12 protein-coding genes are annotated in these 13121 nt (G+C 64.6%); 6 read left to right on the plus strand and 6 right to left on the minus strand.

Going from position 1 to position 13121, the window contains the following annotated elements; genetic code table 11:
* Positions 1-2: 2 nt before the first annotated feature.
* The gene (locus LB528_RS05395) at positions 3-209 is read right to left on the minus strand and encodes a lipoprotein (RefSeq protein WP_127253283.1); all 207 of its coding nucleotides are present in this window, start codon (positions 207-209) and stop codon (positions 3-5) included.
* 129 nt (positions 210-338) lie between these two features.
* Positions 339-1739, minus strand: coding sequence for an argininosuccinate lyase (gene argH / locus LB528_RS05400; protein ID WP_224714081.1), 1401 nt, complete (start codon positions 1737-1739; stop codon positions 339-341).
* Positions 1740-1772: 33 nt separating this feature from the next.
* On the opposite strand from argH, the gene tlpA reads away from it, so the two are divergent.
* Entirely contained in the window at positions 1773-2456 is a 684-nt protein-coding gene (gene tlpA / locus LB528_RS05405) for a thiol:disulfide interchange protein TlpA (RefSeq protein ID WP_224714082.1), read from the plus strand.
* 9 nt (positions 2457-2465) lie between these two features.
* Here tlpA and LB528_RS05410 read toward each other — a convergent pair whose 3' ends face one another.
* A complete protein-coding gene (locus tag LB528_RS05410; RefSeq protein ID WP_224714083.1) occupies positions 2466-3506 on the minus strand; it encodes an endonuclease/exonuclease/phosphatase family protein in 1041 nt (346 codons plus the stop codon).
* A gap of 239 nt (positions 3507-3745) precedes the next feature.
* Between LB528_RS05410 and LB528_RS05415 the strand changes: the two genes are divergently transcribed.
* The 5 genes from LB528_RS05415 (at position 3746) to LB528_RS05435 (ending at position 8959) form a co-directional block, all read left to right on the plus strand.
* Entirely contained in the window at positions 3746-5098 is a 1353-nt protein-coding gene (locus LB528_RS05415; protein WP_224714084.1) for an extracellular solute-binding protein, read from the plus strand.
* Positions 5099-5202: 104 nt separating this feature from the next.
* Positions 5203-6087 carry an ABC transporter permease subunit gene (locus tag LB528_RS05420; protein WP_224714085.1) on the plus strand — a complete coding sequence of 295 codons (885 nt, stop codon included), beginning with the start codon at positions 5203-5205 and terminating at the stop codon, positions 6085-6087.
* 8 nt (positions 6088-6095) lie between these two features.
* Positions 6096-7010 carry an ABC transporter permease subunit gene (locus LB528_RS05425; RefSeq protein ID WP_224714086.1) on the plus strand — a complete coding sequence of 305 codons (915 nt, stop codon included), beginning with the start codon at positions 6096-6098 and terminating at the stop codon, positions 7008-7010.
* Positions 7011-7020: 10 nt separating this feature from the next.
* Positions 7021-8121 carry a sn-glycerol-3-phosphate ABC transporter ATP-binding protein UgpC gene (gene ugpC, locus LB528_RS05430; RefSeq protein ID WP_224714087.1) on the plus strand — a complete coding sequence of 367 codons (1101 nt, stop codon included), beginning with the start codon at positions 7021-7023 and terminating at the stop codon, positions 8119-8121.
* A gap of 40 nt (positions 8122-8161) precedes the next feature.
* A complete protein-coding gene (locus tag LB528_RS05435) occupies positions 8162-8959 on the plus strand; it encodes a phosphodiesterase (protein ID WP_224516672.1) in 798 nt (265 codons plus the stop codon).
* A 151-nt stretch (positions 8960-9110) separates the two neighbouring features.
* Here the strand turns inward: LB528_RS05435 and LB528_RS05440 are convergent, their stop codons facing one another.
* The 3 genes from LB528_RS05440 to LB528_RS05450 form a co-directional block, all read right to left on the minus strand.
* Positions 9111-10193: an ABC transporter ATP-binding protein gene (locus tag LB528_RS05440; RefSeq protein WP_224714088.1), complete on the minus strand. Its 1083-nt coding sequence runs from the start codon at positions 10191-10193 to the stop codon at positions 9111-9113.
* A complete protein-coding gene (locus LB528_RS05445) occupies positions 10190-11764 on the minus strand; it encodes an ABC transporter permease (RefSeq protein ID WP_224714089.1) in 1575 nt (524 codons plus the stop codon). Before LB528_RS05445 ends, LB528_RS05440 begins: the two co-directional genes overlap by 4 nt.
* A 175-nt stretch (positions 11765-11939) precedes the next feature.
* Complete coding sequence (locus LB528_RS05450) at positions 11940-12944, minus strand: iron ABC transporter substrate-binding protein (RefSeq protein WP_224714090.1); 1005 nt, start codon at positions 12942-12944, stop codon at positions 11940-11942.
* Positions 12945-13121: the final 177 nt, after the last annotated feature.

Genomic DNA, 13121 nt, shown 5'->3' on the forward strand with positions numbered 1-13121 from the left:
CTCTAGAGCAGGGGATCGAGGATGAATTTCCTGTCCTTGACCGGTTTTTCCGGCTCGGGCGGCACCGGCTGCTTGGCTTTTTCCGCATCCTTGCGCGCCTGCTCCGCCGCCTCATAGGGCGTGTCGAGGCCAGTCTTCCTGCCGCAGGCGGTGACGGTGACAACCGCCGCCAGCAGCGCCAGCGTCACCAAAATCCTGCTACGGGTCATCGATCCATCCGTTCGAAACTGTTTCTTGTGCCGCCGCTTTTAGCCGAGTTTCCAGCGCTTTGCATCCCGGCATTTGTTTTGGTGCATGTCGTTATCCCAGAACCGCTGCACACTTCTGGGCGACATGCATTAAGCCTTGGCGAGCCTCTTTTTCCAGTAGCCGACCTGCTTTCGCACTTCCGACGGCGCGGTGCCGCCGAAGCTTGTGCGGCTCTTCACCGAATTCTGCACGGCAAGCACCGAGAAGATGTCGTCGGTGATGCCGGAGTGGATGGAGCGCAGGTCGTCCAGCGAGAGCTTTTCCAGGGAGACCTTCTTCTCCTCGGCGAGCGCCACGGCGCGGCCGGTGACGTGATGCGCCTCGCGGAAGGGCAGGCCGAGATTGCGCACCAGCCAGTCGGCAAGGTCGGTTGCGGTGGCATGGCCGGCGCCGGCCGCCTTCTTCATGGCGGCGGCGTTGATGGTCATGTCGCGCACCATGCCGGCGGTCGCCGCCAGCATCAGGTCGAGCGTCTCGGCGGCGTCGAAGATCGCTTCCTTGTCTTCCTGCATATCCTTGCCATAGGTCAGCGGCATGCCCTTCATCACCGTCAGCAGGCCGACGAGATGCCCGTTAACGCGGCCGGTCTTGCCGCGCACCAGCTCGGCGGCATCCGGGTTCTTCTTCTGCGGCATGATCGAGGAGCCGGTGGAGAAAGAATCCGACAGGCGGATGAAGCCGAATTGCGGCGTCGACCAGATGATGATCTCCTCGGCGAGCCTGGAGAGGTGCGTCGCGCAGATCGCGGCGAGGCTCAGGAACTCGAGCGCGAAATCGCGGTCCGAAACGCTGTCGAGGGAATTGCGCGTCGGCTCGCGGAAACCCAGCGCCTTCGCCGTCATGTGGCGGTCGATGCCGAAGCTCGTGCCGGCAAGGGCCGCGGCGCCCAGCGGGCTTTCGTCCATGCGCTCGATGGCGTCGCGGACGCGCGAGAGGTCGCGGCCGAACATCTCGACATAGGCCATCAAGTGGTGGCCGAACGTCACCGGCTGCGCCGCCTGCATATGGGTGAAGCCGGGCATGACGGTCGCTGCATGCTCCTCGGCGCGTTCCAGGAACGCGGCGATCAGGTCCTTCAGCGCCAGGGCGACGCGCTGGCATTCCTGCTTGACCCAAAGCCGGAGATCGACCGCCACCTGGTCGTTGCGCGAGCGGGCGGTGTGCAGGCGTCCCGCCGCCGCGCCGATCAGGTCGGCAAGGCGGGCCTCGACATTCATGTGGATGTCTTCCAGCTTGGTCGAGAATTCGAACGTGCCGGCCTCGATCTCTTTCAAGATCGTGTTCAGCCCGTGAGCGATTTTTTCTTGATCGGCGGCCGAAATAATGCCCGTTTGAGCCAACATCTGGCTATGGGCGATCGATCCGCTTATGTCCTGCGCATAGAGCTTGCGGTCGAAGCCGATCGACGCATTGATCGCTTCCATGATCGCAGCCGGACCCGAGGCAAAACGTCCGCCCCACATCTGGTTGCTGGCCTTCTTGTCGCTCATCGCTATAACCCGTGCTCCGGAGCAGTTTTGAAAATGGCAGACGGCAAGAGATTGTTTTTTCCGACTACGCGCCTCATCCTCGCCGCTTTGGTGGCGGGCGTGCTGGCCGGCGCGGTCGCGGTATATGTCAGCGAGAGCGGTTCTGGCAACAACGCTCCCGAGAAGGCCGTCGCGGCCGCCGGCAAGGACGATGCCGCCTGCGCGGCAAAGGCCGCCCGCGCCAAGCAAATCGCCGCCAAGGCCGTCGGCCAGGTCGCGGCACTGCAGCCGGCCGATCCGCCGCAATCGCTGAAGAGCTTGGCCTTCAATGGCCCCGACGGCAAGCCAATGACAATCGCCGACCATGCCGGCAAGACCGTGCTGCTCAATCTGTGGGCGACATGGTGCGCGCCATGCCGCGCCGAGATGCCGGCGCTCGACGCGCTGCAGAAGGAGAAGGGCAGCAAGGAATTCGAGGTCGTCGCGGTCAATGTCGACACCGGCGACGATGCGAAGCCGAAGAAGTTCCTCAAGGAGATCGGCGTCGAGACACTCGGCTTTTACCGGGACCCGACGATCGCGCTGTTCAATGAGGCGAAGACGCGCGGGCTGGCGCTCGGGCTTCCCGTGACCATGCTGATCGACGGCGAAGGCTGCCTGATCGCGCATATGAACGGCCCGGCCGAATGGTCGAGCCCTGATGCCAAGCGGCTGGTGGAAGCGGCGCTCGAACCCTGATCTTGGCCGCTATCTTACCCGCACCGTAACCACCAGCGCCTCGTGGTCGGCGCTCGGGCTGCCGTCCGGCAACACCGCCGGCAGTGTCTCCGGTGCGCTTGCCGCAAGGCCGCGGGTGAAGAACCAGTCGATATGGCCGGTGGGCGTGCTGTCGCCCGCCGGGCGCCGCTGCGTCGGCTTGTCGAACGCATTGGCGTCGCGCCAATCGTAGCCGCGCTCGGCCATGATCGCGAAGAGGGGCTCGTGGCGGTCGGGGCACATCAGCCGGTCCGGCTCGGCATCGATGCAAGCCTGCCATGCGGCCGGGTCGGCGTGGCGCTCTTCATAGGTTGCGGTCAGCGTGTTGAAATCGCCGCCGATCAGGACCGGCGCTTCCGCGTCATATCGGTCGATGGCGTCAAGGAGGTGGCGCGTCTGGTCGGCGCGGCCGGCGGGCGCGGTGCGGTTCTCGAGATGCACCGAAACGACGGTGACCCGGCGCTCGCCCACCGTCACCTGGCCGCCGAGCGCCATGCGGCCGCCGATCCGGGGTTGGCCGTGCTCCGGCAGGAACCAGGCACCGGCGGCATCCAGCCGAACGAGGAAGGGCCGCAGCAGCGGGACGGCGCTGGTTATGGCGTTGCCATGGAAGCCCTCAACGTTCTCGGCGCCGTCATTTGCCGCCTGCTCCGCCTCATTACCGGTGCCGAGTTCAAGGAACTCGACGCCATAGGCGTAGGAATGGCCCAGACGATCGGCAAGCCGGCTCAAAAGATGGCCGTTGCCGGAGCGCGCCATGCCCTTGTCGACTTCGGACAGCAGCACGACGTGCGGCGCCTGGCCGGCTATCATAGCGGCGATGGCATCGACATGACGCAGGCGCTCGACGTTCCACGCCATGACGGTCAGGCTCTCGCCGGCGCTCTCGCGCGACGCCTTGCCGCCGATCTCGATCTCGCCGAGGGCGGGAACGGCGGCAGCGTGGCGCAGATGGGTGGCGCTGTCGCGCGGTCCGTCCCGCATGGCGTTGCGGACGGCGACAGGCACGTGCGTGAGCTGCGGGACCAGCATCTCTCTTCTCATCCAGTTAGCCGGTTAATCACGGAGGTCTTTTCGCCGCTTGGCGGCGCCCTAGCTCTCAAGAGCGCCGATGTGACGTTTTCATGCCGGCGCGACCGCTGCCAGGGGAGGAGAGACTGGCTGTCCACAGGGGCTTCGGGCCCACAGCAGAACTGTCACATACCTTCTCTATGAGAGCGGGCAAGGACTTGCGCAAAACCTTGTCACACTGCCACTCAAGAGGGAAAACCATGACGATCATCAAGCGGGGCTTCGCTGCCCTTGCCGCCGGCGCGCTCAGCACCGCGCTTGCGGTTCCTGCTTTTGCCGAGCCGGTCAAATTCGATTTTTGGTTCGGTCTTTCGGGCGACCTCGCCCGCGTCGTCGACACGCTGTGCAAGAACTTCAACGATTCCCAGAAGGGCTACCAGGTCGTTTGCACCAGCCAGGGCAATTACGACGCCACGCTGCAGAACACGATCGCCGCCTTCCGTGCCGGCAAGCAGCCCACCGTCGTCCAGGTCTATGATGTCGGCACTGCCACCATGATGCTGTCGGGCGCCTACAAGCCCGCCGACAAGCTGATGGAAGAGAACGGCTACAAGATCGACTACAGCGACTATTTCCCCGGCATCGCCCGCTATTACGCGACCTCGAAGGGCGAGATGCTGTCCTTCCCGTTCAACTCGTCAACGGCACTGATGTACTGGAACAAGGACGCCTTCGCCAAGATCGGCAAGACCGAGGCGCCGAAGACCTGGGAAGATGTCGGCGCCGACCTCAAGGCGCTGAAGGACGCCGGCTATGATTGCCCGATGGCCATCAACATCTCGGCCAATGAAAGCTGGCAGCTGATGGAGCAGTTCTCGGCGCTGCATAACCAGCCGATCGCCACCAAGAACAATGGCTATGACGGTCTCGACGCCCGTCTGGAAGTCAACAAGACCAAGTTCGTCCAGTACGTTACCGATCTCAAGAAGTGGTATGACGCAGGCCTTATCAAGATCAAGTCGAAGGATCTCGGCCAGGATATGGTGCAGGCCTTCGCCACCGGCACCTGCCAGATCATCCTCACCTCGGTCGGCGACCACGGCACGGTCGGCCGCACCCAGAAGGAAGGCATGAAGTGGGACGTCGCCGAGCTGCCGGTCTATGCCGGCACCGAGCGCAAGAACTCGCTGGTCGGCGGCGCTTCGCTGTGGGTGCTGTCCGGCAAGTCGGACGCCGAATACAAGGGCGCGGCCGCCTTCCTCAACTTCATCCACGATCCCAAGACCGCATTGTTCTGGTCGACCAACACCGGCTATATCCCGGTGACGAAGTCGGGCTTCGATTTCATGAAGTCAAACGGCTTCTACGACAAGGCGCCTTACAAGGGCCGTGAAGTGGCCATCGAGAGCCTGACCGCCTCGGAGCCGACAGAGATCACCCGCGGCATCCGCCTCGGCAACTTCACCCAGATCCGCGCCGAGTTCGGCACGCAGATGCAGGCGATCTTCGCCAATAAGGTCAGCGTCCAGCAAGGCCTCGACACTCTGGTCAAGAACGGCGACGCGATCCTCGAGCGCTTCCAGCAGACCTATCCGGGTAAGACCCTGCCCTGATCCCGGATGTTGGAACGGCCGCCCGCCGGGAATCGACGGGCGGCCATTTCACATCTAGGTTTACCGTGAAGGTGGGCTGACGGTTCAACGGCATCGGCGGATCGATGGAAAAACGCGTCACTTTCGGCAGATGGACGATCGGCATCCTGTTCGCGGTGCCGCAGCTTCTTCTGATCTTCACCTTCTTCTACTGGCCGGCCGGCCAGGCGGTTTACTGGTCGCTGACGCTGCAGCAGCCCTGGGGCGGCGGCAACATCTGGGTCGGGCTCGACAATTTCCGTTCGATCCTCGCCAATGCCGACTACTGGAATTCCATCACCGCCAGCATGATCTTCGCCGGCATCAGCACGGGACTTGCGATGACAATCGCGCTGGTGCTCGCCGCCTTGACCGACCGGCAGCTTGCCGGCTCATGGCTGTATCGCGTGGTGCTGATCTGGCCCTACGGCATCGCCGCGCCCGCTCTGGCGCTGGCATTTCGTTTCATCCTGGCGCCGGAAGCCGGCTTCATGGCCGTCGTCAACCGGGTCTGGCCGGGCTTCTGGGACCCGGGCCTCGACGGCGCCGACGCGATGGCCTCGATCATCATCGCCTTTTCCTGGAAATATGTCGGCTATAATTTCATCTTCTTCCTCGCCGCCTTCCAGGCGATCCCGCGTTCGCTGATCGAGGCGGCCGCCATGGACGGCTCAGGCGTCCTCCGGCGCTTCTGGGACATCCAGTTCCCGCTGATCACGCCGACCATCTTCTTCCTGCTGGTCATCAACATCACCGAGAGTTTTCAGGACTCCTTCGGCATCGTCGACATCATGACCGCAGGCGGACCGGCCAACGCCACCAATCTGATGGTCTACAAGATTTATTCCGACGGCTTCAAAGGCCTCGATTATTCGGGCGCCGCCGCGCAGAGCATCATCCTGATGTTGCTCATCGTCGCACTGACCATCGTCCAGTTCCGCTTCATCGAGCGGCGCGTCCACTATCGTTGAGGCCGGCCATGGTCGAGCGCACTCCGATCCTCAATTTTTTCACGCATCTGATCCTGTTTGCCGGCTTCGTATTCTGCGTGGCGCCGTTCGTCATCGTGGCGATCGCCGCCTCGCACAATCTGAAGGACGTCAACGACGTGCCGATGTCGCTGCTGCCGGGCAGCGATTTCTGGGTCAACATCAAGACGGCCTGGGTGACGGCCGATCTCGGCCCGAAGCTGCTCAACTCGTTCATCATGGCGTTCGGCGTCGCCGCCGGCAAAGTGATCGTGTCGGCGCTGACGGCCTTCTCGATCGTCTATTTCCGCTATCCCGGCCGGACGCTGATCTTCTGGCTGATCTTCATCACGCTGATGCTGCCGCTCGAAGTGCGCATCGTCCCGACCTACGCGGTGGTCGCCAACGTGCTGGAGCCCTATCAGACGATCATGGATCTGACGGGGCTTTCCTGGCTGATCGAGAAGATATCAGGCGTTCGGGTCCAGCTCAGCCTGGGGCTGCTCAATTCCTATAGCGGCCTGATCCTGCCGCTGGTCGCCACCGCCACCGGTACTTTCCTCTACCGCCAGTTCTTCCTGACCGTGTCTGACGAATTGACCGAGGCCGCGCGCATGGACGGCGCCGGCGCGCTGCGCTTCTTCGTCGATATCCTTCTGCCGCTGTCGCGCAACAACATGGCGGCGCTCGGCACCATCATGTTCCTGTGGGCCTGGAATCAGTATCTGTGGCCGTTGCTTATCACCACCGACCAGTCGCATGCGATGGCGGTGACCGAGCTGAAGCAGCTCATCCCCAATGTCGGCGGGGCGCCGGAATGGCATATTGCCATGGCCGGCACGCTGATCGTCATGCTGCCGCCGCTGATCGTCGTGCTCTTGATGCAGCGCTGGTTCGTGCGCGGCCTGATCGCCACCGAAAAATAGGGAGACAAAAATGGCCTCCATCACCATTCGCGGCGTCAAGAAGAACTACGCCAAGACGCAGGTCGTGCACGGCGTCGATCTTGACTTCGCCTCGGGCGAATTCGTCGTCATCCTCGGACCGTCGGGCTGCGGCAAGTCTACGCTGCTCAGGATGATCGCGGGACTGGAAGAGATTTCCGACGGCACGATCGCTATCGACGGCACGGTGGTCAACAAGCTCGAGCCGCGCGAGCGCGGCTGCGCCATGGTGTTCCAGAACTACGCGCTCTACCCGCATATGAGCGTGGCCCAGAACATCGGCTATTCGCTGAAGGTGGCCGGCGTTCCGCCGGCCGAACGCGCCCAGCGTGTCCAGGCGGTGGCGCGCGTCCTGGAGCTGGAGCACCTGCTAGACCGCAAGCCGATGGCGCTCTCCGGCGGCCAGCGCCAGCGTGTTGCCATGGGCCGCGCCATGATCCGCGAGCCCAAGGTCTTCCTCTTCGACGAGCCGCTCTCCAATCTCGATGCCAAGCTGCGCGTGCAGATGCGCTCCGAGATCCGCAAGCTGCACCGGCGCCTCAACGCCACCTCGGTCTTCGTCACGCATGACCAGGTCGAGGCGATGACGCTGGCAGACCGGCTGGTGGTGATGAATGGCGGCCGCGTCGAGCAGGTCGGCACGCCGGCGGAAGTCTACAGCCGGCCGGCAAGCCGCTTCGTGGCGACCTTCGTCGGCGCCCCGGCGATGAACATGCTCGAAGGCACGGTCACGCTGGACGGGCTGTCGCTGCTCGGTGGCAGCCGCAAGCTCAACGTGTCGCGCACGGGCCTGCCGATCGGCGCGAAAGTCGCGGCCGGCATCCGGCCGGAGGCGGTGCGCATGGTGGCGCCGGGCGCGCCCGGCGCGCTCGCGGCGACCGTCGACCTCATCGAGGAGCTGGGCGCCGGCCGCGTCATCTATGTCGATCTCGACGGCGCGCCGTTTTCCATCGTGACGTCGGAGACCGTCCATCCCGAACCCGGGAGCACGATCGGCCTGCAGTTCGCCGAGACAGACCTGCACTTCTTCTCCTCGGAGACAGGCGCCAGGCTCGACGTGTTCAAGGCCTCGGTGCCGGAGCCGGCTCTATAAGGCGGTTGGCGGCTTCGCGAATTCGATTGAGGGTTACGGAATGAAGATCATCCAGGTGACCGACGTCCATCTCGGCCGTCGGAGCGAAATCCGCTACGGCGCCGATCTGCATGAGCGGCTCGTCCGCTGCATCGACCATATTAATGCCCGCCACGGCGATGCGGCGCTCTGCATCTTTACCGGCGACCTGACGGATGCCGGCGAGGCGCAAGCCTATGCCGACTTCAAGGCGGCGCTGAGCCGGCTCACGTTGCCTTACAGGCTGCTGCCCGGAAACCACGACCGGCGCCCAAACCTCATCGCCGCCTTTCCCGAAAACGGGACCGACGGCAACGGTTTCGTGCAGTCGGTTTTCGACACGCCGGAAGGGCGCTTGCTTTTCCTCGACAGCCTGGCGGAAGGCCGCGTCACCGGCGAGTTGTGCGACAGCCGGCTTGGCTGGCTCGACGCGCGGCTTGGCGAGGCGGCAGGCAAGGCCGCCTATGTCTTCCTGCATCATCCGCCGGTCGAGCTTGGGCTTACGCTGCTCGACCCGCTCGGCCTCGAACAGCCGCAGCGGCTGATCGATGTGCTGACGCGCCACGGCAATGTCCGCTCCATCTTCTTCGGCCATGTCCACCGCGACATAGCCGGCACCGTCGCCGGCATCCCATTCTCGGCGCAGCGCGGCCTGCATGCCCGCTTCATGCTCGATCTCATCGGCGACGAGGTTGTCGAGCAGGCACCGCCCGCCTATTCGATCATCCTGATCGAGGGCCAGCGCGTCGTCATCCACAGCCACGATTTCCTCGAGAGCTGGCCGCTGTGGTCGCCGGCAACTGGGCAGCGCGTGCGTTGAGGCATGTCGATATTCAGGTGAGGCCGGCCTGCAAACGGCGGTTTCCTGTGCTTCCGGTGCTCACGTACTCCAAGTACGCTCCGCTCCGGTTCTCGGAACCCGCCGTTTTCGGCTCGGCCTGACCTGAATCCCGACACGCCTCAACCCGGACCTAAGCAAAGACATGCGCCTTGCCGGTAACGGTGAGGCGCACGATCTCGCCGACCGCTGGCGCGTCCATGCCTGTCTTGCGCAGGATGAGCGGGGTGTTGCCGATGGCGGCCGCATCGGGCGGATCGGGGCTGTTGAGCAGCCGCACCGCGACGGTGCAGACCGAGCCGGCGAACTCGCAGTCCGTCACTTCGCCGAACAGCATGTCCGGTGTGCCCGACATGCCCTCGCGCGAGGTCCGCTTGAGAAGGATTTGCTCGGGTCGCAGCATAATGCGCGCGACATCGCGTCGTTCCTTTGTGTCGACCGCGATGCGGCCGAGCGGCGACATGGCGAAGCCGTCGGCGATTTTCGCCGGCAGGATAATGGCGTCGCCGAGGAACTCGGCGACCATCCTGTCCCTGGGCTGGAAATAGAGCTCGCGCGGCGTGCCGACCTGCGAGAACAGGCCGTCACGCATCACCGCCACCTGGCTGGCGAAGGACAGCGCCTCGGCCTGGTCATGGGTGACCAGGATGGTGGTGATGCCCGCCTCTTCCAGAAGCTCGGCCACCGCCTTGCGCATGGAGGCGCGAAGCCCCGTATCGAGGGCCGAGAACGGCTCGTCGAGCAGCATCAGCCTCGGCTTCATCGCCATGGCCCGGGCAAGCGCGACGCGCTGCTGCTGGCCGCCGGACAGCTCGTGCGGCCGGCGCTTCAGGACCGCCTTGTCCAATCCGACGATGTAGGCGAGCTCGACGATGCGCTCGTTGCGCCTGTCTTCGCTGCGCGCCATGCCGAAACCGATATTGTCGGCGATGCTGAGATGCGGGAAGAGGGCGCCATCCTGGGCGACCACGCCGATGCCGCGGCGATGCGCCGGCACGGCGGCGCCGCCATTGGCCAGCACCTTGCCGTCGAGCGTGATGCGGCCGCGGTCCGGCGCCTCAAAGCCAGCGATCAACCTGAGCAAGGTGGTCTTGCCGCAGCCGGACGGTCCGACGATCGCGGTGCGGCTGCCGCTTTCGACAGCCAAGTCGACGCCGGCGAGCGCCGTTACCAGGCCGTAGCTTTTCGCGACGCCGCTGAGTTCGAGAAAGCTCATCGTCCGGCCATCCGCTTCGACTGGATGTAGAGCCACCAGGTCATCGGCAGCGACATCGCCACCATGATCAGCGCGTAAGGGGCGGCGGAGGCGTAGTCGATCTCGCCGCTATAGGACCAGAAAGCCATCGCCAGCGTGCGTGTGCCGTTGGGAGCCAGCATCTGGGTGGCGGTGAGCTCGTTGGTGATGCCGAGCGCCACCATGGCCATGCCGGCCGCGGCACCCGGCGCCGACAGGCGCACGGTCGTCGACCACAGCGCCTTGACCGGCGACCGGCCGAGGCTGGAAGCGGCGCGCTCCAGCTCCACCGGCGCCTGCGCGATCGAGGCGCGCAGGCTGACCAGCGCGCGCGGCAGGAACATCAGCGTGTAACCGAACAGGATGGTGAACAGGGTCTGGTAGAGAGGCAGCGCGACGCGCACGGTGATTGTCACCAGCGCCAGCGCGGTGACCACGCCCGGCAGCGCGCCGACGATATAGTTGCAGCTCTCGAGCAGGCGCTGCAGCGGCCCTGGCGCGCGGATCGAGATCCAGGCCATCGGCATGGCGGCGAGCGTTGCAAGCACTGCCCCAGCAATGGCGAGGAACAGCGTCTGGCCGAGCGCCAGGCTGATCTCGTCCCAACGCCAGACTTCCGTGCCGCCGGCAAGCAGCCAGCGGCTTACGGTGACGAAGGGCACGCCGAGCGACAGCAGCGCGACGCCGGCTGGCAAAAGCAGGCATGGCAGGGTGGCGCGGCCGAGGCGAGCACGCTGCTGCTTGCGCGCGGCGCCGGAGCCGACGCGGGCGTAGCGCTCCTCGCCCCGTATCATCACCTCGAGGGCGAGCAGGAAAAGGCAGCAGACCACCAGCACGGCGGCCAGCATGTTGGCGGCCGGACCGTTGAAGGTCGACTGGAACTGGTCGACGATCGCGGTGGTGAACGTGTCGAAACGGATGAAGACATAAAGGCCGTATTCGGCCAAGAGATGCAGGCCGACCAGCAGCGAGCCGCCGCAGATGGCGAGCCTCAGCTGCGGCAGCACGACACGCGCAAAAACCCGCCACGGGCCAAGGCCAAGCGCCGCGGCCGCATCTTCCAGCGCCGGATCGAGCCGGCGCAGCGCAGCGGCGATCGGCAGATAGAGGAACGGGAAATAGGCGATCACGGAGACCAGCACGCCGGCCCAGAGCCCGTGCAGGCCCGGAACGAAGCTGATCCAGGCATAGGAGTGCACGAAAGCGGGGATGGCGAGCGGCGCGACCGACAGCCAGGACCACCAGCGGTTGCCCGGCAGGTCGCTGCGCTCCGTCAGCCAGGCCAGCGCCACCGAGAGCACGATGGCGATCGGCACCGTGACGAGGACGAGGAGCACGGTGTTGACCAGCAATTCGCCGACGCGCGCGCGGAAGATCAGCGCCGCCACGGTGTCCCAGCCGGTCTGGATCGCGACCCAGACGATGAAGGCGAGCGGCAGCAGCGCAACGAGCGAGATGAGAGCCGCTGCGAGCGTGATCCATGACGTGGGCCGACGCTCCTTCATCCGGGCCGCAGGCAATCTTGCCGGCATCATGTCGATCGTCGACTGCATCAGGCAGGCCGCTGGGTCGCCTCCGCCTGCCGGCGGAAGCGGTGCGATGTGCCACTCAGGCGGGTCGAAGCGCAGTCGACTGTCATCGACGAGGCGATCTCCAAACAAAAACGCTCCCGCGGAAGGCGAATTGCCGCGGGAGCACGGTCGTTCGCCCTTTTAGGACGAACGCGAACTAAAGCAAGCCGGCTTGCGTCATCAGCTCGATGACCTTCTTGGAATTCAATCTCGCCGGATCGACTTTCGGCGCCTGCAGATCGGCCAGGGGCACCAGCTTGGGGTTGGACTGGGCATCCTTGCCGACCGCATATTCATAGGACGTTCCGGTCTTCAGCACGTCCTGGCCGCCCTTGCCGGTCACCCACTTCAGGAACGCCTGGGCTTCCTTCGGGTGCTTGCTCGACGCCAGCACGCCGCCGCCGGAGATCGAAACGAAGGCGCCCGGATCCTGGTTCTTGAAATAATGCATTGCGAGATTCCGGCTGTTTTCGCCGGTCTTGGCCTGATCGCCGAAATAGTAATAGTGGTAGATCACGCCGCCATCGATCTCGCCGGCATTGACGGCCTTCATCACCGTTGAGTTGCCCTTGTAGGCGGTGAAGTTCTCCTTCATCGCCTTCAGCCAATCGGCGGTGGCGGCTTCGCCCTTGAGCTCGAGCAGCGCGCTGACGATGGCCTGGAAGTCGGCGCCGGACGGCGAGGCGGCCCAGCGGCCCTTCCAGCTCGGGTCGGCGAGATCGAGCAGCGACTTGGGCAGTTGGTCTGCCTTCAGCTTGTCCTTGTTGTAGGCAAAGACGGTGCTGCGGCCGGCGACGCCGACCCATTTGCCAGTCGACGGCTGGTATTCCTGCGGGACCTGGGCGAGGGTCTCGGCATCGACCGGCGCGAACAGGCCGGCCGCCTCGACCAGCGCCATGGCCGGTGAGTTCTCAGTCAGGAAGACGTCGGCCGGCGAGGCCGCGCCCTCGGCGACGATCTGGTTGGAGAAGTCGCTGTCGCCGCCATTGCGCAGCGTCACCTTGATGCCGGTTTCCTTGGTGAATCCCTTCGCCCATTCCTTGGCCAGGCTCTCATGCTGGGCATTGTAGACGATGATGCCTTGATCCTCGGCCATGGCCGGGCCGGCGATCAGGCCGAGCGCCAGCGCGGCGCCGGCAAGCATGGAAAGGGCAATTTTCATGGGCAACGTCCTTAAAACTGGAACCGGGTTTCAGGTTACGGCCGCACTTATCAATACCTGATTGTCTTAGTCAACATTGTGGCCCTGCTTCAATCCGTCGCCGCGCCGCAAACTTTCGTGATTTTGCGGCAGTTTGGCTTGGACATTATTTGACCGGCCACGTAACAAACCAGGGCC

Origin of the sequence: Mesorhizobium sp. CA4, assembly GCF_020165075.1 — a bacterium.
Classification (GTDB): domain Bacteria; phylum Pseudomonadota; class Alphaproteobacteria; order Rhizobiales; family Rhizobiaceae; genus Mesorhizobium.

Bases quoted from the DNA above. Each gene is read 5' to 3' on its own strand.
- LB528_RS05395 (WP_127253283.1), bottom strand. From the start codon at position 209: ATGACCCGTAGCAGGATTTTGGTGACGCTGGCGCTGCTGGCGGCGGTT.
- argH (WP_224714081.1), bottom strand. From the start codon at position 1,739: ATGAGCGACAAGAAGGCCAGCAACCAGATGTGGGGCGGACGTTTTGCC.
- tlpA (WP_224714082.1), top strand. From the start codon at position 1,773: ATGGCAGACGGCAAGAGATTGTTTTTTCCGACTACGCGCCTCATCCTC.
- LB528_RS05410 (WP_224714083.1), bottom strand. From the start codon at position 3,506: ATGCTGGTCCCGCAGCTCACGCACGTGCCTGTCGCCGTCCGCAACGCC.
- LB528_RS05415 (WP_224714084.1), top strand. From the start codon at position 3,746: ATGACGATCATCAAGCGGGGCTTCGCTGCCCTTGCCGCCGGCGCGCTC.
- LB528_RS05420 (WP_224714085.1), top strand. From the start codon at position 5,203: ATGGAAAAACGCGTCACTTTCGGCAGATGGACGATCGGCATCCTGTTC.
- LB528_RS05425 (WP_224714086.1), top strand. From the start codon at position 6,096: ATGGTCGAGCGCACTCCGATCCTCAATTTTTTCACGCATCTGATCCTG.
- ugpC (WP_224714087.1), top strand. From the start codon at position 7,021: ATGGCCTCCATCACCATTCGCGGCGTCAAGAAGAACTACGCCAAGACG.
- LB528_RS05435 (WP_224516672.1), top strand. From the start codon at position 8,162: ATGAAGATCATCCAGGTGACCGACGTCCATCTCGGCCGTCGGAGCGAA.
- LB528_RS05440 (WP_224714088.1), bottom strand. From the start codon at position 10,193: ATGAGCTTTCTCGAACTCAGCGGCGTCGCGAAAAGCTACGGCCTGGTA.
- LB528_RS05445 (WP_224714089.1), bottom strand. From the start codon at position 11,764: ATGCAGTCGACGATCGACATGATGCCGGCAAGATTGCCTGCGGCCCGG.
- LB528_RS05450 (WP_224714090.1), bottom strand. From the start codon at position 12,944: ATGAAAATTGCCCTTTCCATGCTTGCCGGCGCCGCGCTGGCGCTCGGC.